Origin of the sequence: Intestinimonas sp. MSJ-38, assembly GCF_018917925.1 — a bacterium.
In the GTDB taxonomy this organism is placed as follows: Bacteria; Bacillota; Clostridia; order Oscillospirales; family Butyricicoccaceae; genus Pseudobutyricicoccus.
Genome location: NZ_JAHLPO010000011.1, coordinates 66,261 through 87,507 on the forward strand (window position 1 = coordinate 66,261; position 21,247 = coordinate 87,507).

The 21,247-nt window shown below is 54.8% G+C and carries 23 protein-coding genes; 6 read left to right on the forward strand and 17 right to left on the reverse strand.

The window, feature by feature from the left end:
* Window positions 1-145 precede the first annotated feature (145 nt).
* The 4 genes from KQI26_RS08550 to KQI26_RS08565 are packed head-to-tail and all read left to right on the forward strand — an operon-like array spanning window position 146 to window position 4,688.
* Window positions 146-2,236, forward strand: a complete 2,091-nt coding sequence (locus KQI26_RS08550; RefSeq protein WP_216504087.1) for a chemotaxis protein CheA — start codon at window positions 146-148, stop codon at window positions 2,234-2,236.
* A 20-nt stretch (window positions 2,237-2,256) separates the two neighbouring features.
* Window positions 2,257-2,736 carry a chemotaxis protein CheW gene (locus KQI26_RS08555; RefSeq protein ID WP_118428501.1) on the forward strand — a complete coding sequence of 160 codons (480 nt, stop codon included), beginning with the start codon at window positions 2,257-2,259 and terminating at the stop codon, window positions 2,734-2,736.
* A 29-nt stretch (window positions 2,737-2,765) separates the two neighbouring features.
* Complete coding sequence (locus tag KQI26_RS08560) at window positions 2,766-3,593, forward strand: protein-glutamate O-methyltransferase CheR (protein ID WP_253292757.1); 828 nt, start codon at window positions 2,766-2,768, stop codon at window positions 3,591-3,593.
* Window positions 3,594-3,626: 33 nt separating this feature from the next.
* Window positions 3,627-4,688: a chemotaxis response regulator protein-glutamate methylesterase gene (locus tag KQI26_RS08565; RefSeq protein ID WP_216504088.1), complete on the forward strand. Its 1,062-nt coding sequence runs from the start codon at window positions 3,627-3,629 to the stop codon at window positions 4,686-4,688.
* Between the two features lie 288 nt (window positions 4,689-4,976).
* On the opposite strand, the gene KQI26_RS08570 is transcribed toward KQI26_RS08565, so the two are convergent.
* The 9 genes from KQI26_RS08570 to KQI26_RS08610 form a co-directional block, all read right to left on the reverse strand.
* Window positions 4,977-6,200, reverse strand: coding sequence for a flagellin (locus KQI26_RS08570; protein ID WP_216504089.1), 1,224 nt, complete (start codon window positions 6,198-6,200; stop codon window positions 4,977-4,979).
* A 165-nt stretch (window positions 6,201-6,365) separates the two neighbouring features.
* The gene (locus KQI26_RS08575) at window positions 6,366-6,542 is read right to left on the reverse strand and encodes a YjfB family protein (RefSeq protein WP_253292763.1); all 177 of its coding nucleotides are present in this window, start codon (window positions 6,540-6,542) and stop codon (window positions 6,366-6,368) included.
* Between the two features lie 38 nt (window positions 6,543-6,580).
* The gene (locus tag KQI26_RS08580) at window positions 6,581-6,850 is read right to left on the reverse strand and encodes a carbon storage regulator (protein WP_216504090.1); all 270 of its coding nucleotides are present in this window, start codon (window positions 6,848-6,850) and stop codon (window positions 6,581-6,583) included.
* Window positions 6,850-7,296 carry a flagellar assembly protein FliW gene (fliW, locus tag KQI26_RS08585; RefSeq protein ID WP_216504091.1) on the reverse strand — a complete coding sequence of 149 codons (447 nt, stop codon included), beginning with the start codon at window positions 7,294-7,296 and terminating at the stop codon, window positions 6,850-6,852. The genes KQI26_RS08580 and fliW overlap by 1 nt, the downstream gene beginning before the upstream one ends.
* 12 nt (window positions 7,297-7,308) lie before the next feature.
* Window positions 7,309-7,914: a DUF6470 family protein gene (locus KQI26_RS08590; protein WP_216504092.1), complete on the reverse strand. Its 606-nt coding sequence runs from the start codon at window positions 7,912-7,914 to the stop codon at window positions 7,309-7,311.
* Between the two features lie 58 nt (window positions 7,915-7,972).
* Window positions 7,973-9,064 (reverse strand): hypothetical protein, encoded by a 1,092-nt coding sequence (locus KQI26_RS08595; RefSeq protein WP_216504093.1) that lies wholly within the window; start codon window positions 9,062-9,064, stop codon window positions 7,973-7,975.
* Between the two features lie 24 nt (window positions 9,065-9,088).
* Window positions 9,089-10,705, reverse strand: a complete 1,617-nt coding sequence (gene flgK, locus KQI26_RS08600) for a flagellar hook-associated protein FlgK (protein ID WP_216504094.1) — start codon at window positions 10,703-10,705, stop codon at window positions 9,089-9,091.
* A gap of 13 nt (window positions 10,706-10,718) precedes the next feature.
* Entirely contained in the window at window positions 10,719-11,192 is a 474-nt protein-coding gene (gene flgN / locus KQI26_RS08605; RefSeq protein WP_216504095.1) for a flagellar export chaperone FlgN, read from the reverse strand.
* A gap of 1 nt (window position 11,193) precedes the next feature.
* Window positions 11,194-11,508: a flagellar biosynthesis anti-sigma factor FlgM gene (locus KQI26_RS08610; protein ID WP_216504096.1), complete on the reverse strand. Its 315-nt coding sequence runs from the start codon at window positions 11,506-11,508 to the stop codon at window positions 11,194-11,196.
* Between the two features lie 339 nt (window positions 11,509-11,847).
* Between KQI26_RS08610 and KQI26_RS08615 the strand changes: the two genes are divergently transcribed.
* A complete protein-coding gene (locus KQI26_RS08615) occupies window positions 11,848-12,243 on the forward strand; it encodes a bacteriohemerythrin (protein ID WP_216504097.1) in 396 nt (131 codons plus the stop codon).
* A gap of 91 nt (window positions 12,244-12,334) precedes the next feature.
* The gene (locus KQI26_RS08620; RefSeq protein WP_216504098.1) at window positions 12,335-14,104 is read left to right on the forward strand and encodes a methyl-accepting chemotaxis protein; all 1,770 of its coding nucleotides are present in this window, start codon (window positions 12,335-12,337) and stop codon (window positions 14,102-14,104) included.
* Window positions 14,105-14,152: 48 nt separating this feature from the next.
* Here KQI26_RS08620 and KQI26_RS08625 read toward each other — a convergent pair whose 3' ends face one another.
* The 8 genes from KQI26_RS08625 to speE form a co-directional block, all read right to left on the reverse strand.
* Window positions 14,153-14,698, reverse strand: a complete 546-nt coding sequence (locus KQI26_RS08625) for a DUF5044 domain-containing protein (protein WP_216504099.1) — start codon at window positions 14,696-14,698, stop codon at window positions 14,153-14,155.
* Complete coding sequence (locus KQI26_RS08630; protein WP_118747261.1) at window positions 14,695-15,384, reverse strand: permease prefix domain 1-containing protein; 690 nt, start codon at window positions 15,382-15,384, stop codon at window positions 14,695-14,697. Before KQI26_RS08630 ends, KQI26_RS08625 begins: the two co-directional genes overlap by 4 nt.
* A complete protein-coding gene (locus KQI26_RS08635; protein ID WP_118747262.1) occupies window positions 15,365-15,715 on the reverse strand; it encodes a PadR family transcriptional regulator in 351 nt (116 codons plus the stop codon). Before KQI26_RS08635 ends, KQI26_RS08630 begins: the two co-directional genes overlap by 20 nt.
* A gap of 109 nt (window positions 15,716-15,824) precedes the next feature.
* Window positions 15,825-17,138: an aspartate kinase gene (locus KQI26_RS08640; protein ID WP_216504100.1), complete on the reverse strand. Its 1,314-nt coding sequence runs from the start codon at window positions 17,136-17,138 to the stop codon at window positions 15,825-15,827.
* Between the two features lie 52 nt (window positions 17,139-17,190).
* Entirely contained in the window at window positions 17,191-18,321 is a 1,131-nt protein-coding gene (gene nspC / locus KQI26_RS08645; protein WP_216504101.1) for a carboxynorspermidine decarboxylase, read from the reverse strand.
* Window positions 18,321-19,523 carry a saccharopine dehydrogenase family protein gene (locus KQI26_RS08650; RefSeq protein ID WP_118747265.1) on the reverse strand — a complete coding sequence of 401 codons (1,203 nt, stop codon included), beginning with the start codon at window positions 19,521-19,523 and terminating at the stop codon, window positions 18,321-18,323. The genes nspC and KQI26_RS08650 overlap by 1 nt, the downstream gene beginning before the upstream one ends.
* Before the next feature lie 25 nt (window positions 19,524-19,548).
* Entirely contained in the window at window positions 19,549-20,403 is an 855-nt protein-coding gene (speB, locus tag KQI26_RS08655) for an agmatinase (protein ID WP_216504102.1), read from the reverse strand.
* Window positions 20,396-21,247 carry a polyamine aminopropyltransferase gene (gene speE, locus KQI26_RS08660; RefSeq protein ID WP_216504103.1) on the reverse strand — a complete coding sequence of 284 codons (852 nt, stop codon included), beginning with the start codon at window positions 21,245-21,247 and terminating at the stop codon, window positions 20,396-20,398. The genes speB and speE overlap by 8 nt, the downstream gene beginning before the upstream one ends.

The window sequence follows — 21,247 nt, forward strand, 5'->3', positions numbered from 1 at the left end:
ATCACCTTTTCTTTTGGGGCGCGCCCCAAGCCGTCTGCAATTTTTCAGGATGGAAATGACACTTTCTATCTGTATGCTCTTAATCTTTTGAAAATCCTGCCGATAAAAAATCAGAAGTAATATGAAAAAAGGAAGGGTTCTACATATGAGTACGGGCAACGACAGCATCTTGGATGCATACCTTTTTGAAACCAACGGCCTTCTGGAGCAGCTGGACAGCATCGTGCTGGCCGCTGAACAGCAAGACACCTTCTCTGACGACGACATCAATTCCATCTTCCGCATCATGCACACCATCAAGGGTTCTTCGGCCATGATGGAATACAATTCCCTCATGACCATTGCGCATCGGGCGGAGGATCTTTTCGCCATTATCCGGGAAAAGTCCATCGCCATTGTACCGGAATCGCTCCGTCCGAATCTGTTCGATCTTCTTTTTCAGACCATCGACTTCTTCCGTCAGGAGATCGACCACATTGAAAACGGGCAGTCCCTTACAGATGATATCGACACCCTTTTACAAAAAATTAATAGCTTTATCACACAAATTCAAGGCGGGGGGGATGAGGCCCAGCCCGATGCATCGTCGGCTGCACCTTCCGCTTCCGGCGCCTTCCCCTATGTGCTCCAGATCTTCTTTGACGAAGGCTGCGGCATGGAAAACCTGCGGGCCTTCATGCTGGTGACCTCCATCAAGGACATCTGCGCCGAAGAGGAATTTTCTTATTATCCCGCCGATGTGGAGCATGATGCCTCCACTGCCGCCCAGATCATCGAATCCGGTTTCCGCCTGTCCTTTGCCAAGGCCAGCGACCGGGACAATGCCATCCATGTGGTCACCGATATGGGCTTTGTGCGCACCTATCAGGTGATCGATGAGTCCCCGGAAACAAAGGCCGAGGCTCAGCCGGCCCAGGAACCGGCTCCCCAGCCGGAAGTCGCCGTGCAAAGCGCGCCCCCGGCTCAGCCGGAACCCCAGCCGAAGCCTGTCAAGGCCGCTTCCCCGGCTCCGGCCCCTGCGACCCCCTCCGCTTCCAAAGCAGAAAACACCGTCCACCACAAAGAGAGCCTGATCAGCGTCAACCTGAGCAAGCTGGACACCCTGGCCGCTGTGGTGGGTGAAATCGTCATCACCGAATCCATGGTCACCGCTTCTCCTGATCTGAAGGGACTGCGTCTGGATTCCTTCACCAAATCCGCCCGCCAGCTGCGCAAGCTCACCGACGAGCTGCAGGATGTGTCCATGTCTCTGCGGATGGTGTCGGTGTCGGCCACTTTCCAGAAGATGCACCGTATTGTGCGGGATATGTGCAAAAAGCTGGGCAAACAGGCCCGCCTTACCCTGATCGGCGAAGACACCGAAGTGGATAAAACCATCGTGGACAGCATCGGCGATCCCATCATGCACATTGTGCGCAACTCCATGGACCACGGTATCGAAGAAACTGCCCAGGAGCGGATCGACGCCGGCAAAGACCCGGTGGGACAGATCATTCTGTCGGCCCGTCACACCGGCAGCGAGGTCATCATCGAGGTCCAGGACGACGGCCAGGGCGTCAACTACGACGCCGTTCTGAACAAGGCCATCCGTCAGGGGCTGGCCGTTCCCGGAGTGGACTATTCCCACCGGGACATCCTCAATTTCCTTCTGGCCCCGGGCTTTTCCACCAACACCGAAGTCACCGAGTTCTCCGGCCGCGGTGTAGGCATGGATGTGGTGAAGAAGAATGTGGAAGATGTGGGCGGCACGGTGTCCATCACCAGTGAGCCCGGCCAGGGCATGACCACCACATTGAAGATCCCCCTGACCATGGCCATCATGGACGGTATGGAGGTCTCGGTGGGCAATTCCGTCTTCACCATCCCCATCCACAACATCCGCCAGTCCTTCAAGATCCAGCCCAGCGACCTGATCCAGGACGCCTCCGGCGGTGAGTTGTTCAGGCGCATGGGCCAGTTCTATCCGGTGGTGCGTATGCGGGATCTGTATCAGATTCCCGAAGGCCGTGAAAATGTGGAAGACGGCATCCTCATCTGGCTGGAGTCGGGAGAGCATTCCTATTGTCTGTTCGTCGATGAACTGTTGGGCGAACAGCAGGTAGTGGTCAAGCCGCTGCCCAGCTATCTCAACAGTTTCAACATCAAGAGCCGTGGCATCGCTGGATGCACCATTTTGGGTGACGGCAACATCAGCATCATCCTGGATGTGGGCAATTTGTATACCCCCATTCAGTAAGGCACAGGAGGCACAGGACAATGGACGAATATGAAATCTTCTCCTCAAACGCAGCTTCGGAGACATCGGATGCCGCTGCCGCTGCGCAGACCAATCAAAAATATCTGCTTTTCCAATCGGGAGGGCTTTTGTTCGGCGTAGTCGCCGATTATGTGGTGGAGATCATCACAAACCACACTGTCACTCACCTTCCCCTGGTACCCGATTATGTCAAGGGCATTATCAACCTGCGGGGACAAATCATTCCCATCGTGGACATCCGGAACCTGCTGGGCCAGCCTGCTGACAGTGCCGATTGCATCATCATTCTGAACATCGACGAAGTGATGGTGGGCATTCTGGTGGACACCGTCCAGCGCATGATCGATCTGGACCAGCAGAAAATCCTGCCCTCTCCCTCCTCAGAATGTCGCAAGCTGGTATCGGGTATGTGCTCTCTCTCCGATGGCCAGACCATGCTGGCCTTTGACTGCGCCCAGCTTCTGGGGTCATCCTACTAATCTCATCGATAGAAAGGCCGTGGATCGCTTTGGATATTCTCCATGATATCTCTATTTCCGACAAAGACTTCCACCGGCTGGTGGATTTCATTCAAAAAAACTACGGCATTGATCTGAGCAAGAAAAAGACGCTGATCACCAGCCGTCTGTCCCATTCGCTGCACCAGCGAGGCTATACCGAAATGGCGCCCTTTCTGGAGCATCTGTTTTCCACCAAGGACCCGGATGATCTGGAACTGATTCTCAACAAACTGACCACCAACTACACCTATTTCCTTCGGGAAACCGATCATTTCACCTATTTCCAAAACAAAATACTGCCGGAGCTGGCCGAAAAACACAAGCAGGACAAAGTGCTTTCCATCTGGAGCGCCGGTTGTTCCAGTGGTGAGGAGCCTTACACCCTTTCCATCTATCTCAAGGAATTTTTCGGCTCCCAGGCATCCCAGTGGGATACCCGTATTCTGGCCACGGATATTTCCCAGCAAGCGCTGGCCAAGGCCCAGAAAGGCCTTTACCAGATGCCCGCCGACATGCCCGATGCATGGGTACGCCGGTACTTTACCAAAGACCGGGCTTCGGGATTGTATCAGGTGGCTTCCTCCATTCGCAACAATGTGATTTTCCGTCCTTTCAATTTGATGGACCCCATCCATTTCCGCATTCAATTTGATGTGATTTTCTGCCGGAATGTGATGATCTATTTTGACCAGCCCACCCGGGATGCTTTGGTGCGCCGGTTCTGGGAAGCCATGCGTCCGGGCCCCACCTCTTATTTCTTCATCAGCCACTCGGAATCCCTGGGCCAGACCCCGCTGTTCCGCCTGGTGGCCCCCTCCATTTATCAAAAAAAGTAGCGGTTCCCGCTAGAATAAGAAAGGATCTTTTTTATGTTGTCCCAGCAAAAACCCATCCGCGTTCTGGTAGTGGATGATTCGCTGGTCGCCCGCAATATGATCACCAAAGGCCTGGAAAGCTATCCCCGTATCCAGGTGGTGGGGACCGCCATCAACGCCGTGGACGCCAAAACAAAAATTGCTCAACTGACCCCTGATGTGGTGACCATGGATGTGGAAATGCCGGGGATGAACGGGATTGATTTCCTGAAAAGCTTTCTCCCCCAGCATCCCATCCCGGTGATTCTGGTCTCCTCATTGAACCTGCGGGTGTTTGATGCTCTGGCCGTGGGTGCGGTGGACTTCGTCCGCAAGCCCGACGGCACCGAAAGCATTTCTTCCTTCCTTCGCTCTCTTTATAGCAAGATTCTGGTGGCTTCCTGTGCCAAGATCCGCCGGGAAACACTCCACCGACCCGCTCCGTCTTCTGCGGCGGCCGCTCCTCAGGTGGCCAGCAGCGGCCTTCCTTCCCATGTGCTGGACAATGTGATCATCGGCCTGGGCGCTTCTACCGGCGGCACCGAAGCCACTTTGGAAGTGATGAAACGGCTCCCGGCCGATACCCCGGGTATGGTAATCGTGCAGCATATGCCTGTGGGCTTTACCAAGATGTATGCTGACCGGCTCAACCGTCTGTGCCAGATGGAAGTGCGAGAGGCGGTAAACGGCGATGAAATTCATCGCGGCCTGGCTCTCATTGCCCCGGCTGATTATCAGGCCCGGGTGGTGCGCATGGGCAGCCGGTACACTCTGGCCTGCCAGAGCGGCGAAAAGGTCAGCGGCCACCGGCCTTCGGTGGATGTGCTCTTTTCCTCCATGGCCACCAGTGTCAAATGCCCCATGGTGGGCATCATCATGACCGGCATGGGCCGGGATGGCGCCACAGGGCTTTTGCAAATGCGCCAGGCGGGGGCTTACACCATCGGTCAAGATCAGGATTCCTGCGTGGTTTACGGTATGCCTGCCGTGGCCAAAGAGATCGGGGCCGTCACCGTCCAGGCCTCCTGCGAAAACATCGCCAGCGTGCTGATGACCCATCTGAAAACCTTGAAATAGTTGCAATATTGATATCCCCCCTTTGCGCATATAGAATGCACAAAGGGGGGTATTTATTACTGTGATATTTCTCTTTATTCCCAAAGGAAATATTCCATCCATAGCAACAGTTATTTTAACACCGGTCTGCAATACAGGAAAACTGCGTATAATAAGCCGGATATAGTTGATTTGTTATCTGGATCCGTTTGGACGATACCTGACTCATCTGATTCCCTCACTTTTTAAAGAAGGCCGGTTCCGAAGAACCGGCCTTTTCCATTCCGATTTGAATGTTTACGGATCGGCTTACTGCAGCAGCTGCAGCACGCCCTGAGGAACCTGATTGGCCTGAGCCAGCATAGCCTGAGCGGACTGGATCAGGATGTTGTTCTTGGTGTAAGCCATCATCTCGTCGGCCACATCGGTGTCGCGGATGGTGGACTCGGCGTCCTGGATGTTCTCGGTCATGACGCTCAGGTTGTTGGAGGTGTGCTCCAGACGGTTCTGCAGAGCGCCCAGATCGCCGCGGGTGGAGGACACGGTGTTGATGGCGTCCTTGATGGACTGGATGGCGGCAGCAGCGCCGGTCTGGCTGGAGATGTCCACCTTATCGATCCCCAGACCCTTGGCGTGCATATCGCCCACATTGACCTTCAGCTTGTTAAACTTGTCAGCGGTATCGCCGATCTGCAGCTCCAGACCGTCACCAGTGCCATCCGTAGTAAACTTTACAGTATCGTCTGCACCGGGCTTACCCAGTGCGTTATAGGTGATGGTCAGACCGTCGCCCACAGCATCAGCGATGTCGGCAGTTGCCTTCGTCTTGTCAACTGTGATCTTGATCGTCCATGTGCCAGTGGTGGTATCATTTCCGTCCTTGTCCTTGGGCTTTACGATCTGGGCTTGGATACCCTTAGTGGCAAAGTCACCAGACTCAATCTCCACACCGCCAACCTTCACCTTTTCAAGCGTCACTGCGCCATCTGCCGTCGCATGCTTGAGTTCAAAATAATCGCCATTTGCCAGCTTGCCACCGCTAACGGTCATGCAGTCCGCGTCACGAACGCCAGCCACCGCAGTGATCGCAGTCGTATTCTTGTAGCCGCCCAGATCGCCGTTCAGCAGCTTGGTGCCGTTGAAGTTGGAGCTGTCGGCAATGCGGTCGATCTCGCTCTGGAGGGCCTTGACTTCCTTCTGGAGGTTCAGACGGTCGACCTCGTTGTCATAGGTGCCGTTGGCAGACTGGGTGGCCAGAGAGTCCATGCGGTTGAGCATGTCGTGGACTTCCTGCAGAGCGCCCTCAGCGGTCTTTACCAGAGAAACGCCGTCCTTCACGTTCTTGGAAGCGGCCTTCAGACCGGTGATCTGGGCGCGCATCTTCTCGGAGATAGCCAGACCGGCGGCGTCGTCGCCGGCGCGGTTGATCTTGTAGCCGGAAGACAGCTTCTCCAGGTTCTTAGACAGAGCGCTGGTGTTGTTGTTGTAGTTGCGGTAGGCGTTCATCGCCATGATGTTGTGTTGAATACGCATAAAAAAATCTTCCTCCTTGAAAATTTAACGAAGCAAGCTCCATCTTGCTCCTTAGGTATTCTTCCGTCCCTTCCGCAGGCCTGAACAGAAGGGACGGCTGAAACCTTACACTACTTATATCGCACCTGTTTTTCAAAAGATAATGGCTTTTGAAAAATTTTTTCATTACGCATAGGTGTCGATATATTTACCCATAGGCGGCTGCTCCGGCAGCATCTCCAACAGCTGCTGTACCGCCGCTTCCTGGGAATCCATGGCCTTCTTGGTGACGGCCGTGGAATAATCCACCGAAAGCTTAGCCGCCGAAAGGGACATGGCTGTGGCGGCAATTCCGTTCATCATATCCACAAAAAACACCTCCTTTCGGTGTTTTTCCATTCTTATTCCGGCTTCTCCGGGTGAGCCTCTTTGGCTCCACCCAGAGAAAAGATCGATTCCAGCTGCTCCACCGTTTGAAGCGAGGCCACATCCTCTGCAGAATCCCGGTTGGCATTGGCGGCCTGCTGCAACTCACTGCGCAGAATCAATACATCCCGCGGGGCGTCGATGCCAATGCTCACCGTTCCGTTGGGGTCTACCCCCAAAATGGTGATATTCACCGAATCGCCCACCGCAAAGCCATCGCCCGCTTTTCTCCGTAAAACCAGCATTATTCCGCACCCCCATTGGGAAAGCTCCCCAAACGGTGGCGCATGGTATAATCGCTCTGCTCCAATATCACCTGTACGGCCCGGCGGCTTTGATCGTTGATGACCACCGGACACTTCATATTGACTGTGCTCTCGCTCACCGGCTCCCGCACGGCGCAGAGCACATAATAACAAAGCTCCTGACTGGTCTCCACTTCCATGAGTTTCAGCTCTTCCGGAGTAAGCACCGGCGCATAAGTGGGATCCAAAGAAAAGGGGTTCATGGCGATAAAGGCCAGGGGCGGGGTCTTCAGGCTCTGAAAGCAAAAAAGATTCCCTTGGCTTCCCGCAAAGGGCAGCATCAAAAAGTCCTTTTCCTCCTCAAAGCCAAAAAGCCCGCTGGGAAAAGAAATGACCTCTTCCTGCTCATACTCCACAGGGCCGAAGTATTTCGTCTCGGTCTTCATGGAATCCACTCCTTACGCTTTCACATCCACCGGTTCATAGTCCGGATCGGAAGAGGGCGGCACATACAAAGGCCCACCCACATATTTGATCACCACATCGGGCCGCTGCGTCATGGTGAATTCAATATCACCAGGCACAAAGGTGAAGTTCATCTGCTCCATCCGCCAATCGAAATTGAGCTTATCCATCTCATAGCGGATATTCATCTCCCCGCCGTCCCAGGAAATATCCGGGGCCGCCGAAGGCAAAAACTGTACATTCAGCTGAACCGGCTGCTGCAAAGTAGCTTGACGGGCCAGCTCTGGGATGACGCTCTCCCCAATCTTGGCTTCCATCATCATCCGCCCCTCCCGGGCCAGAATACCAGTGGCCTGATAGGCCGCCTGCATTCCCTTTTGCGCACCCTGCTGGATGTTCTGGGCCGTTGTAGGCATCACCGAGCTGCGAGCCTCAAAGGTGTCGATATTCACCCGAATGGGTTGGCTGCGGATCTGCAATCCACCCTTATCCCGGGATACCTCCATCTGGGCTGTGCCTCGGGCATATTCCAGCAGGGCATCGGTCACTTTCATCTGAATCTCAATAGGTATTGTTTGAATTTCTATCAACGGATACATCTAAACCGCTCCTTCCCCCTGCATCCGCAGTCATTACAAGCCCCCTGGGCTCTTCTTTTTATTTCATATAATCCATCAGCGACTGAGGGATCACATTGACTCCCACCTGCAAAGCAGCGCTGTAACACAGCTGGGCCCAGGACAGGGCCATTACCGCATCAGCCGGCTCCACATTCTCCAGGCTCTGCCGCTCGGTGTTGAGCGAATCAAAGGTGTTTTTCAGTGTGGTTCCGTTGGCTTCCAGGAAATTGGCCTTGGCCATCAGCTCCGAATGGGCATCGCTCATGCGCTCATGGGCATCGTTGAATTTATTGATCAGTCGGTTGGCCTCTTCTTCGTGGCCCTTCCAGGGATCCCCCTTGTTCTCCGGATCATAGCTTTCGAATACCTCGGCCATGCGCAGCATGATGGAAGCCAGATTCTTAGGGTCTCCGTCGTCATCCACTCCATATCCCAGCACTTTGATGCCGGAAATGGAGGCGTCAAAGGCAGTGGACTTCACGACCTTCCCATCGGCATCCAACTGGAAACCCAGTCCGATGTCCACATAGAGAGGATCCTGCTTGGCCCACATATCCAGCACTTCCTGATTTTTCATTGCCGTGCCATCTTTTTTCAAGATGGGTTTATTGTTTTCATCGAGATAGTCATCACCCAGTTCTGCATCCACTTTGACGCCCCGATAGGTCACATGGCCATTCTCAATGGCAAAAGGCGCCTTCTGGTTGTCCGAACCGGCAAAGATAAAGTCCTGATCATAACGGCCATTCAGGCTCTGGATAATGCTTTCTGCACCGGAGCGCAGAATCTGAGCCTGGGTGTCCAGATTATCCAGGTTGGTGCCGTTCAGCCCTTCCATGGCCGGCACTTTACCCAGTTCATGGGTCAGATCGTTAATGACGCCATCCATAATGCTCCAGGCCGTCTCAAATTTGCTGGTCACCGTCTTGTTGTTGTCATACTGGGCCCGGGTGGCATTGAGCGAACTGTGGATCTTGAACGCCCGGGTAGCTCCTGCAGGATTTTCTGCATAAGTGCTGAAGCTACGCTGGGTCATGACCTGGGTCATGGCCTTGTTCAGCTGATTGGTGGTGGTCATCAAATTATAACGGTAATTGAAGAGCGTACCGTTTGTAGTAATGCGTGTCATGGTGCGTTTCCTCCCTTTCTCCCATTACATGGCCAGCAGGGAATCCAGTGCCTCGTCCAATGTTGTCATCAGGCGGCAGGCCGCTGTATAAGCTTTCTGGTAGACCATGAGGTTTGCAGCTTCGTCATTGAGATCCACGCCGGACAGGCTGTCCCGATCGGTATAGATCTCATTGGCGGTGATCGCATAGTTGTTATACACCGAGCTGGTGCTCATCTGATCCTCCGCCAAAGTGGACTGGATGTGCAGCAGCATATCTTCAAAAGTGCCTTCATAAGGAGAGCCTACCGCATCGCCCACCAAAGTTTTGGGGTCAAATTTCACTTTCTTTTCAAACAGGGACAGGAAGGCAGCCAGATTGCTGGTATCACCGCTGGAAGCACCGGGATCCTGGGAGGGGATCATGGAAATCGAACCCTCACGCCAGCCCTTGGACACCGAAATATTGGCTGCAGTAATTCCCTGACCCTTGGCATCGGTGGTGTCATTGGTGTCGCTGCCAATGCTGAACAGATTGCCCATGCCGGGAATCTTCACATTTTTCACATTGTTCAGCGCGTTCATCTCTTTGGCCAATTCCCGGGCCAGGCTGTCCAGCGCATGACGGTAATAGGGAATGCCCCGCTTGACAGCGGCATTTTTATCCACCTTTTCCACTGTGCCCTTGGTGGTATATTCTCCGCTTTCTGTGAGCATCTCCCGCCGGGCCTGCAAAGAACCGTACAGGTCATTATCCCCCAAAGCCACATCCTTGTCTTTATCGTTCTTCTTCTTCCCATCGGCATCCCGCAGGGCATACAGCTGAATATTGTAATTTTCATCATCGGGGAGCCGACCGATCTTGGCTGCATATTTTCCATCGATCAGTGTATTCTGCTTCCCGGTGCCCAAGGTCACAGTGAGTTTCTCCACCATAAATCCGGCACCCAGATCTTCCATGGTGTATTTCACATCGATGTCCATATACTGGCTCAGCTCATCCAGCAACATATTCCGGGAATCCCGCAGTTCCAAGGCATCATCGCCCCGGATATCGGCATCCCGGATAGATGTATTCAGATCCTGGATGTTCTTCAGGATATCATTGACCTTCTGGATATCCTGATCCAGATAGGTCTCATAGGTACCCTGGAGATTTTCCAGCTTCTTCGCGGTGCTGTTCAGGTATGTACACAGGGCCGAAGCCGACTCGCGAATCAGGCTGTCATATCCCTGGATGCCGTTGGTCACCGCTTTGCTGATCAGATCCCGCAGATCGTTGAGCTGGCTGAGGATGACGCCGTCGTCCTGCTCCCCGTCGCCTTTGCCCACTTCGTCCAGAATGGAGGCCAGGCTGCCCAGTCCTTTCAATTTGCCGCCGTAGGCGCCCAGATCGGCCTGAGCCTCCCGGTAGATCAGATCCAACCCCGGATCCCGCAGCTGACTGACTCCGGTGGTCAAAACGCCCTGTCCCACCCGGGTCATGTTCTGATTGAAATATTTATCCGACACACTGGAGATCAAGCTGACCTGATCCAGCCGCTGACGGGTGTAGCCGGGTGTGTTGATGTTGGTGATATTGTTGCCCGTCACATCCAAACCCTTCTGGGCCGCATAGATCCCCAGACGGGCTACGCCGAACGAGCCGAATGTACTGCTCATGCTTGTTTCCTCCTCATGCCCTAAAATCGGTGCGCAAGCCCTTGGGCGGTACGCCCGGGGCGGTGTGATATCCTTCTTCCACTTGGGGATCAATCCCCTGCTTTTCCAGCTGCTTGTTCACCCGGCGCAGGTCTCCTTCCACCACGGTACGGGCGGCCTGCTGGGCACTGCGGGAGCGCTCCCACAGCCGAAGCAGCTGTTCTACCTTCTGCTGGGCCAGGACCCGTTCTTCCGGCGGCAGAATTTCCGGCACTTTGCTCAAAGGCGCTTTTTCCAGTCCCAGCTTCCGGCTGAGACCTTCCCGTTTCTGCTCCAGGCTCCGTAATGCCAGAGAGGCCGCTTGCTCCTGCTTCATGCAGTCGTTGAGCACTTCCAGATCGTGATCCCGCACAGCCTGGATTTTCTTGTGCTGCAGCTGCTCCAATTCCTCCAGCTGATGCGCCAGGGTGTCCAGCATGGAAAAATACTCAGAGTATTCAGAAGTCATATTAGTCCTCCTGGTCATATATCATCAGCATTCTGGCGGCAATCTCTGTGGCCGAAGGCTGATAAGTCCCATCCTGAATCTGCTTCTGCAGGCTTTCCAGCTGGCTGCGGGTGGGGCGCATACGGGCCTGTTTGGACAGGCTGCTCACCGTTTCCTGAATCTTCTGCTGCTCATCGGAAAGCTGAACCGAGCGCTGAAACTGGTCATAATGTTGGCGTTCCGCAATATTTTTATTTTGACCGGCTCCTGTGAGCGGAGTATGGCCTGTGTGTCCGGAAAGGGGGAACGCCCCAGTGGGTTTAATGGCAGAAAACATCTGGCATCCTCCTTTGGTGCGTGGTAAAAACATTTGGGGAAGATCCCCTTCAGTTCCGCCGCTTCAAAACCGGCGTTTGCAAGAAAAAATGCTTTTCTATTCATCTCTGCTATTTATGTTATCGTCCCCACTTTTGAAAAATTAAGTCATCCTGTGGAAAAGGCCTAAATTTTTCGTCAATAATACCGAATTTCCTTTTCAAATTTCTGCCGATTTTTTTGCAATAATCCTTTATTTTTTTGCGGCTCATGTCGATATAATCTGATGTAGGGTTTATACCCCGCACCAGATCCCGCCTATGGAAGCTATGCTTCTAATCTTAAAACAGGAGAAGTTATTATGCGTTATGAATTAACACAGGATCTACTTACCGGCAACAATCTGATTGACACTGAGCACAAACAGCTTTTCGCCGCCATCAACGATCTGCTGGACGCCTGCGCTCAGGGTAAAGGCCGGGAAAAACTGGTGGACACCGCCAAATTTCTCAACAATTATGTGAACAAGCATTTCAGCGATGAGGAAAAGCTCCAGGTGAGCAGCAACTATCCTGGGTATCCTCCTCACAAAACATTCCACGATGGCTATAAGCGCCAGCTCTCCAATGCCACCCAGCAGCTTCTGACCGAAGGTCCCACTGTGCGCGCTCTGGGCCAGCTGAATCAGATGGCCGCCGTTCTGATCTCCCACATCCGCACAGAAGACCGGAAACTGGCCAAGCATCTGAAAGGTTGATTTTTCCTTTCTATTATAAACAGATATAAACAGAAAAAACTGTTCCGATACAGTTTTGATAAAGTCATATCATTTACAAAGGAGAATCCATATGTTTCACAAAATGAAACTCAAGCCCTACTTGCTCTCCGCGTTTGGTGTCATGATCCTGCTGGCCGGCATCATCACGGCCCTGGGCATCATCGGCCTCGTCAGCGTCAGCAAGAATACCGATGCCTTGGTCAACCAGGTTCTGAATGCAGAAAACGCCGTGAAAACCTGCCGTATCCAAGCCAATATCGCCGCAAGAGATCTGCGGGAAATGCTGCTGACCGACGACACTGCCAAAATTGCTGATCTGAAAGAAGAAATCAATTCCAGCCTGGATTCCATCACTGAGCAGATCGCTGTTTTCAAAAAAACCCATGGCACATCCGATGGCCTGGCCGATCAGTATGAGTCCGCCTTTGAAGATTGGTTCCAGATTGCTTCCAAAGTGATGGATGAAGTGGATCAGGGCGACACAGAAACTGCTCGCCAGATCATTCTCAATGAGTGCACCCCTGCTTTGAAAGAACTGGCTTCTGTGGTCCGGAACATTGACAGCACCATTGCCACTCAGCGGCAAGAAGCCGAAACCCATACCATGACAATGCTGCAGTTTTTCTTCTTTGCCACACTGGCCGTGTTTGTTGTTGCTTTGGCCATGGCTCTGTACATCGCCTTCCGCACCACAAAACTGCTGACCAAGACCGTGGAGAAGGCCAAGGATGCTGTTTCTGAGCTGTCCCATGGCAATCTGAAAGCCCATATGGATTACGAAGGTGCCAACGAATTCGGCGAACTGGCCGAGAAGATGAACTTCTCCTTCCAGGAGCTGAGCAGATATGTGGATGCCATCGACTACGGCATGGGCGAATTTTCCAAAGGCAACTTTACCTGCACTTGCCCCTTTCAGTTTATCGGCGATTTCGCCCACATTCAGCAGTCCGTTGAGCACTTCCAGGAAAAGATCCGCAATGTTCTGGAAGAGCTGGCGGTCTCCTCTTCCCAGGTCAGCGCTGGCGCCGATCAGGTAGCCGACGGGGCCCAGGCTCTGGCTCAGGGCGCCACCGAGCAGGCCAGCAGCGTGGAACAGCTGTCTGCCTCCATCACCGATGTTTCCAACCGTATCACCGACACCGCCGACTTCTCCCAGAAGGCCAATAAGCTGGGCAAGGAAGCCGGAGAAACCGTGTCCCGGGGCAAGGAAGAGATGTCCCATCTGCTGGCTTCCATCCAGGATATCGCCGAGGCCTCCAACAACATCCAGAGCATCATCAAGGTCATTGACGACATCGCCTTCCAGACCAACATTCTGGCTCTAAACGCCGCTGTGGAAGCCGCTCGGGCTGGCAACGCCGGCAAGGGCTTTGCTGTGGTGGCCGACGAAGTGCGCAGCCTGGCTCAGAAATCCGCCGATGCCGCTAAGGAAACCACTCAGCTGATCAAAAACTCTCTGGAGCATGTGTCCCGCGGTGAAGAGATTGCCCATCGCACCGATGCTGCCTTCAACGATGTAGCCACCGCTGCTCAGGATATCCTGGACATGATCGAAAAGATCGCCCAGGCTTCCAACGAGCAGGCCGACTCCATCTCCCAGATTTCGGTGGGCATCGACCAGATCTCCAGCGTGGTGCAGACCAACTCCGCCACCTCGGAAGAAAGCGCCGCCGCCAGCGAAGAGCTGTCCGGTCAGGCCGGTGTGATGAAGAACCTGCTGGATCAGTTCCAGCTGAAGGCCGACAAGCCCGCTTCCGGTTCGCCTGTCGCTGCCGATGATCAATTCTCCTCGGTTCCTTCTGCTTCGGCTCCTACCCACTATCTGTCCGATAAGTATTAAAAACAACACTGCAAAAAAGGACGGCGTTTGCCGTCCTTTTTTTGTTCGCTATCGTTTGATGATCACATCTTCGGTTATGATGTTGCCCTTCTCATCCAGTCCCCGGATGGTTTTCACATAAAAATCATCGGAAGTACCCCGGCTTTCCACAAGCAAAAAGCCCCCTTCCGAAGTCACTTCCTGCCTTCTTGTTTCCCCGGTGAGGAATTCCACTTCCACCTGGCTGATCCGGTTGTCCTCGGTCTTGCCATAGACCACAAGCTCATATTCTTCTCCGCCCCAACTGCGCCAGCTGTACAAAAGGCTATTTTCTCCCATCAAAAGGGCCGGCACATTGCCCTCGGCCATCCAGAAAGGCCCCCAGCGCTGCAATACCACCAGAGCGGTATCTCCTTCCCAGGCAAGCAGCCGATATTCCCGCTGGCCTTCTTCCTGACAGAGCACCCGTCCCGGCCCCCAGTGATACTGCCTCTGAAAAGCTCTCTGCGCCCCCCAGGGTGTCACATACAGGGGCCAGAAGCTGCGGAACAGCACCACAAACAACAGCAGAAATACAAAGCGCCGCAAAAGCTTTTCCCTTCTAAGACGATTCATGCCTCCACCTCCAGACGATAGGAACGGTCACTCCGGACATAGAGCAGCTGAAAATCTTCTTCCTCAGTGGGGTATTCCGGCACCTGGATATAGCCGAAGGCCAACGGGCTATTTTGCCCGCTCACCCGCTGCATAGGGTAAATTTCTCCCTGGCTATCGGCGACCTGGGCCACCGGCGCCTGCTCGATGAAACCGGGAAGGGTGCATTTCAGATAAAACACATACAGATCCCCTTCCTCGGTGCAAAGGGCCTTGGTATAGCGCAGATAGGTGCTGTCCACCCAAACCCCTTCCCCCAGATCCTGCTCCCAGGCCAGAGGCACATCCTCCAGCTTATACCCAGGCATCCATTGCTGGTATTGGGATATACCTTCATAACAGGCGCTGCCCAATGCCAGCAGAGCCGGGATGAGCAGCAGGGCCGCCAAAAGATTGACCACCAGAAGCCCATAGCCCAGCAAGGGACTGTGCTCCCAGTTAAGCAGATTTCCTACCCCTTCCGGCTCTCCCAGGTCCAGCAAGGCCCTTTCCCGGCACTGTTCTTCTTCCAGGCCCTCTTCCTGGTAAAACTCCACACCGTCCTCAAAATGGCCTCGCAGCTCCCTGGCGATGGCTTGCCGGTCCGGCCGGTAATGAACTCTGTGCAGCACTTTTTCCAGCCACTTTTCAAAAGGCTCCTGTTTCACACAAGCCACCTCCCATCACCTGGCGCACCGCTCCGGCAAATTCCTCGAACCGCTTCTTTTCCTCCACCAGCTGCTGCAGCCCTTCCGGGGTGATCCGGTAATATTTCCGCATTCGCCCGGTGGGGGCCTGCTGCTCATAGGATGTGATATACCCCTTGTTCTCCAGCTTGTGCAGCACCGGATAGAGCGTTCCTTCCTGAAGAGAAAACACCTTCTGGCTCCGCTCTTCCAGCCGCCTGATGATCTGGTACCCATATTGGTCTTCTTTCTCCAAAAGAGAAAGCACCAAAAGAGAAGCGCCGCCTGCCAGATATCCCTTGTCCACCGTCATATTCCCACCTCCCATGCCTAGAGATTCTATGCTTTTATTATACTTAGAGCTTCCAGGTATGTCAACAAAGAAAAAGCCCTGCCGCGAAAGCGGCAGGGTACAATGCTTTTTATTTTCCTTTGGAGAACTCCAGATAGAGAGCCCGGATGGCTTCTTCCATATATTCTTCTCCCACGCCCACCCAGGTGCTGATCTCGCTGATGCCTTGATGGATCATGGCCACCGGAATATTCCGGCTCTGCAAGGTCTGGAAAATCCGGCTGAGGGTCCGGTGGTTATGAGGCACGCCGTAGCCCACCAGCACAATACAGGCAAAGCCGGTGTGTACCTCCGGCGGCTGAACCGCGCCCAGAACGGCGGCTCTGGCGGCGAATTCTTCTTCCTCGTGCTCATATTCCCCGCTGTCCACCAAAAAGCTGATATGGGCGCCACTGACAGCCGGAGCCTGGGGGTCCATACCATGGGCCCGGGCGGCCCGGAGGATCTTCTGGGCAAACGCTCCCTGCTGGGGGTCCTCCCCCTCCAGCAGCACCAGACTATACCCCTTCCGGCCGGCAATGCCGGCAAAAATGGAGAAGTTCTCCCGCTCCACCGCTGTGCTGGTGATCATGGTACCAGGATGATCCGGGCGGTTGGTATTGCGGATATTGGTGGCGATTCCCGCCCGGCTCACCGGGCCTACGCTGTCCTCATGAAGCACCGTGGCCCCGGCGCAACTGAGGGCATACATCTCATGATAGGTCAGATGGCGGATGGGCTGAGGGTCCTGAACGATCCGGGGATCGGCCATGAGGAAACCGGATACATCGGTCCAGTTTTCATAGACCTCCGCTCCCACGGCCCGGGCCGCCAAGGCCCCGGTCACATCGCTGCCGCCCCGGGAAAAGACCTTGATCTGTCCCTGGGGACCTCTGCCGTAAAATCCGGGCAGCACCACCGGCACCCGTTCCAGCAATTCCTGCTGCAAAAGAGAGTTGGTCTCCTCTTCATCCAGCTTGCCGTCGTCATCAAAAACGATGGCCTGGGCCGCATCCAGGAAGGAAAACCCCAGATATTCCGCCAGCAGCTGGCCGTTGACAAACTCTCCCCGGCTGGCGCAGTAATCCGGACCGGCTCCCCGGGCGATCTGCTCCCAGATCTGCTGGAAAATGCCGTCCAGGTCCAATGCCAGACCCAGGTTTTCGGCGATCTCCCCATAGCGGCCCCGGATGACCTCCAGCACCGGCTGGAAGGGCTCCCCCTTCTGCCGGGCCTTGTGGCACTGGTAAAACAGATCGGTGACCTTTTCGTCCTGGGGAAAGCGTTTGCCCGGGGCCGAGGGCACCACCACCTGACGGCGGCTATCCGCCAAAACGATATCCCGCACCCGGCGGAACTGGGCGGCGTCTGCCAGAGAACTGCCGCCGAATTTTGCCACGATCATCTGCTTCACCTCATAGGCGGCGCCGGTTTGGCCGCCGGGGATTTTTGTTTTGTTAAGACAGCCGGCCTTTGAAATCCTGGTATCCGAACCGGCGGATCACCTGGATGCTGCCGTCCTCTTTCCACAGAGCGATAGAGGGCAAGCAGATGCCGTTGAAAGTGTTGTTTTTCACCATGGAATAGATGGCCATATCCTCAAACACCAGCTTGTCCCCTTCTTTCAAAGGATGGTCAAAGGAATAATCGCCGATCACATCCCCGGCCAGACAGGTGCTGCCTGCCAGCCGGTAGGTATAAGCCTTTTCTCCCGCCTCCCTGCTGTCCATCAAGGGGGGGCGATAGGGCATTTCGATCACATCGGGCATATGGCAGGCCGCCGACGCATCCAGCAAAGCGATCCGGATGCCGTTTTCCACCACATCCAGCACCTTTGTCACCAGGTAGCCTGCATAATAGGCGATGGCTTCTCCCGGCTCCAGATAGACCTGCACATCGTATTTCTCCCGGAAGGCCCGGATGCAATCGATCAGGGCTTTCCGGTCATAATCCGGCCGGGTGATATGGTGGCCGCCGCCGAAATTCACCCATTTCATCTGATGAAGGAAGGGGCCGAATTTCTCTTCTACCGCCTGCACCGTCTCCACCAGCGCATCGCTGTTTTGCTCGCACAGAGTGTGGAAATGAAGCCCTTCGATGCCCTCCAACTCTTCCGGCTCAAAGTTCTTCCGGGTGACGCCCAGGCGGGAACCTGCGGCACAGGGATCATAGATGCCATGCTCCTGGGTGGAGTGTTCCGGATTGATGCGGATGGAACAGCTTTTTCCCGCTTTCAACGCCCGCTCCCGGTATTTTTTCCACTGGGCAAAGGAATTGAAGGAGATGTGGTCGCACACCTGCAAAATCTCCTCAAACTCCTCCTCCACATAGGCAGCCGAAAAGATGTGGGTCTCCCCGCCCATCTCTTCTTTGCCCAGCTTGGCCTCAAACAGGCCGCTGGCGGTGGTGCCCGCCAGATACTCCCCGATGAGGGGATAAACCGCAAACATGGAAAAAGCTTTCTGGGCCAGCAGGATCTTGCAGCCGGCCTCCTCCGCCACCTGTCGGAGAATGGTCAAATTCTCCCGCAGGCGCTTTTCATCCACCACATAACAGGGGGTCTGCACCCCCATAAGGCCTTTGTCCATTAGTCCACCAGCACCGGGTTAAAGTTCTCGGTCCAGGGCAGACCCCATTTATTCAGAGCATCCATGAAGGGATCGGGATCGAACTCTTCCATGTTCCATACACCAGGCTTGTTCCAGGTGCCGTTCATCACCAGCATGGCGCCGATCATAGCCGGCACGCCGGTGGTGTAGGACACCGCCTGGCTGCCCACTTCCTTATAGCACTCCTGATGATCACACACATTATAGAGATAATAAGTCTTTTCCTTGCCGTCCTTCACGCCCTGGAAAATGCAGCCGATGTTGGTCTTGCCCACAGTGCGAGGGCCCAGGCTGGCGGGATCGGGCAGCAGCGCCTTGAGGAACTGGAGAGGCACGATCTTGTGGCCTTCGTATTCCACCGGCTCGATGGAGGTCATGCCCACATTCTCCAGGCACTTCAGGTGGGTGAGATAGCTCTGGCCGAAGGTCATGAAGAACCGGATGCGCTTGATGCCGGGGATGTTCAGCCCCAGGCTCTCCAGCTCTTCGTGGTGCAGCAGGTACATATCCTTGTGGCCCACCTGGTCAAAGTCATACTCCCGCTTGATCTCCATGGGCTCGGTCTCCACCCAGTGGCCGTTCTCCCAATAGCTGCCCTTGGCGGACACTTCCCGGATGTTGATCTCGGGGTTGAAGTTTGTGGCAAAGGGATAGCCGTGGTCGCCGCCGTTGCAGTCCAGGATATCGATATAATGGATCTCATCAAAATGATGCTTCAGCGCATAGGCGGAAAAGACGCTGGTGACGCCCGGGTCAAAGCCGCTGCCCAGCAGGGCGCAGATGCCCGCTTCCTTGAACTTCTCCCGATAGGCCCACTGCCACTTGTATTCAAACTTGGCGGTGTCCAGGGGCTCGTAGTTGGCGGTGTCCACATAATGGGTCTTTGTGGCCAGGCAGGCGTCCATGATGGTCAGGTCCTGATAGGGCAGGGCCAGGTTGAGCACCACATCGGGCTTATATTTTTCGATGAGGGCGATCAGCTCGTCCACCTTGTCGGCGTCCACCTGCTCGGTGTAAATCTTGGTCTTGGTGGTACCCTCCAGTTTTTCCTTCAGCTCATCGCACTTGCTCTTGGTGCGGCTGGCGATGATGATCTCATCAAAAACCTCGCTGTTCTGGCAGCACTTATGAATGGCTACGCTGGCCACGCCGCCGCAGCCGATGATCATGCATTTTCCCATGGTTCTCTCTCCTTTTCCTTGGATGTTAATGGTTGTGCAAAAGCTGCAACAGGATTTCCCGTGTCACCTTGCAGGCCACGGCGGTGGATGTGCCGCTGTGGTCATAGTGGGGGGAAAGCTCGTTGATATCACAGCCTACAATGTCCAGTTTATGCAGAAGCAAAATGGCTTCCATCAGCTCTTTGAAGGTGATGCCTCCGGCCTCCGGTGTACCGGTGCCGCAGAAAATGGAAGGGTCCAGCACATCCAGATCCAGTGTGAAATATACCGGCTTGCCCTGGAGGCGCTGTACCGTCTCTGCAAAACCCTTCAGATCAAACTTGTGCAGATGGGTGTGCTCTCTGGCAAACTCAAATTCGTATTTTTCGCCGCTGCGAATGCCGAACTGGTGGATGCGTCCGTCCCCCAACAGCTTCCACGCATGATACAGCACGGTGGAATGGGACAGTTCTTCTCCCAGATACTCGGTGCGCAGGTCGGTGTGGGCGTCAAAATGGATCACATGCAGATCGGGGTGCTTGTCCGCCACCGCTTCCAAAGCGCCCAGGGTCACCAGATGCTCGCCGCCCAGCATGAGGAACTTTTTCCCGTCTTTCAGAATCTCCTCGGTCTGACTGCGGATCATCTCCAGCACCCGGGGCGTGTTGCCGAAGGGCAGCTCCAGATCCCCCCCGTCGCAGATGCGGCAGTCGGTGAGATCCTTGTCGCAATAAGGGGAATAGGTCTCGATGCCAAAGCTCTCATTCCGGATGGCCGAAGGGCCGAACCGGGTGCCCGGCCGGAAAGAAGTGGTGCCATCAAAGGGCGCCCCGAAGAGCACCAGATCGGCCTGATCGTAATCGGCGTCACAGGCCAGGAAGGTCTGGATGTTTTTATTCATCGGCCAAAAGCTCCTTTACATAATTGGGAAGATAGAAAGCGCCCCGGTGCAGCTGGGAATTATAGTAGCGGGTGGGAATGCGCAGAAGCTCCCACCCGCTCTCCTGCTGGTCCTCCAGAGGGTCCAGGCCCTTGCTGGCAAAGCCAAAGAGCCAATGGCCCGAAGGATAGGTGGGAATGTGGGCCTGATACACCCGGCTGACGGGGAAAACTCGGCTGAGCCGTTTGTGGGCCTGGCGCATTTCCTGAGCATCCCCCTCATAGAAGGGACTTTCGTGCTGGTTGATCAGAATGCCCTTTTCGGTGAGGGCCCGGTAACAGTTTCCATAAAATTCCCGGGTGAAAAGCACTTCTCCCGGGCCAAAGGGATCGGTGGAGTCCACGATGATCAGATCGTACTCATTTTCCTTCCGGCGGACGAATTTCAGCCCGTCCGCAAAGAACAGAGTCACCCGGCTGTCGGAAAAGCCGCAGGCGGTCTGGGGCAGAAACTTGCGGCTGACCTCCACCACCCGCTCGTCGATCTCCACAATGTCGATCTGGCGGATCTGCGGATACTTGGCCAGTTCCCGGGCCACGCCCCCATCCCCGGCCCCGATGACCAGCACCCGGGAAATCCCCGGGCAAACAGCAAAGGCGGGGTGAGTGATCATTTCGTGATAGATGAACTCGTCCTTTTCTGTCAGCATCATAATGCCGTCCAGAGTGAGAAAACGGCCGAATTCCGGGGAATCAAACACACCGATGGTCTGATAATCGCTTTTTTCAAAGTGCAGCTGACTGGTCACCTTGATGGAAAAACGCACATTTGGCGTATGATATTCGCTGTACCAAAGATCGTCCAT

Bases quoted from the DNA above. Each gene is read 5' to 3' on its own strand.
- KQI26_RS08550 (WP_216504087.1), top strand. From the start codon at position 146: ATGAGTACGGGCAACGACAGCATCTTGGATGCATACCTTTTTGAAACC.
- KQI26_RS08555 (WP_118428501.1), top strand. From the start codon at position 2,257: ATGGACGAATATGAAATCTTCTCCTCAAACGCAGCTTCGGAGACATCG.
- flgN (WP_216504095.1), bottom strand. From the start codon at position 11,192: ATGACTTCTGAATACTCTGAGTATTTTTCCATGCTGGACACCCTGGCG.
- KQI26_RS08615 (WP_216504097.1), top strand. From the start codon at position 11,848: ATGCGTTATGAATTAACACAGGATCTACTTACCGGCAACAATCTGATT.
- KQI26_RS08595 (WP_216504093.1), bottom strand. From the start codon at position 9,064: ATGACACGCATTACTACAAACGGTACGCTCTTCAATTACCGTTATAAT.
- KQI26_RS08565 (WP_216504088.1), top strand. From the start codon at position 3,627: ATGTTGTCCCAGCAAAAACCCATCCGCGTTCTGGTAGTGGATGATTCG.
- KQI26_RS08625 (WP_216504099.1), bottom strand. From the start codon at position 14,698: ATGAATCGTCTTAGAAGGGAAAAGCTTTTGCGGCGCTTTGTATTTCTG.
- KQI26_RS08570 (WP_216504089.1), bottom strand. From the start codon at position 6,200: ATGCGTATTCAACACAACATCATGGCGATGAACGCCTACCGCAACTAC.
- speB (WP_216504102.1), bottom strand. From the start codon at position 20,403: ATGAATAAAAACATCCAGACCTTCCTGGCCTGTGACGCCGATTACGAT.
- KQI26_RS08580 (WP_216504090.1), bottom strand. From the start codon at position 6,850: ATGCTGGTTTTACGGAGAAAAGCGGGCGATGGCTTTGCGGTGGGCGAT.
- speE (WP_216504103.1), bottom strand. From the start codon at position 21,247: ATGGACGATCTTTGGTACAGCGAATATCATACGCCAAATGTGCGTTTT.
- KQI26_RS08590 (WP_216504092.1), bottom strand. From the start codon at position 7,914: ATGTATCCGTTGATAGAAATTCAAACAATACCTATTGAGATTCAGATG.
- KQI26_RS08620 (WP_216504098.1), top strand. From the start codon at position 12,335: ATGTTTCACAAAATGAAACTCAAGCCCTACTTGCTCTCCGCGTTTGGT.
- flgK (WP_216504094.1), bottom strand. From the start codon at position 10,705: ATGAGCAGTACATTCGGCTCGTTCGGCGTAGCCCGTCTGGGGATCTAT.
- KQI26_RS08635 (WP_118747262.1), bottom strand. From the start codon at position 15,715: ATGACGGTGGACAAGGGATATCTGGCAGGCGGCGCTTCTCTTTTGGTG.
- KQI26_RS08640 (WP_216504100.1), bottom strand. From the start codon at position 17,138: ATGATCGTGGCAAAATTCGGCGGCAGTTCTCTGGCAGACGCCGCCCAG.
- KQI26_RS08650 (WP_118747265.1), bottom strand. From the start codon at position 19,523: ATGGGAAAATGCATGATCATCGGCTGCGGCGGCGTGGCCAGCGTAGCC.
- KQI26_RS08575 (WP_253292763.1), bottom strand. From the start codon at position 6,542: ATGATGAACGGAATTGCCGCCACAGCCATGTCCCTTTCGGCGGCTAAG.
- nspC (WP_216504101.1), bottom strand. From the start codon at position 18,321: ATGGACAAAGGCCTTATGGGGGTGCAGACCCCCTGTTATGTGGTGGAT.
- KQI26_RS08610 (WP_216504096.1), bottom strand. From the start codon at position 11,508: ATGTTTTCTGCCATTAAACCCACTGGGGCGTTCCCCCTTTCCGGACAC.
- fliW (WP_216504091.1), bottom strand. From the start codon at position 7,296: ATGAAGACCGAGACGAAATACTTCGGCCCTGTGGAGTATGAGCAGGAA.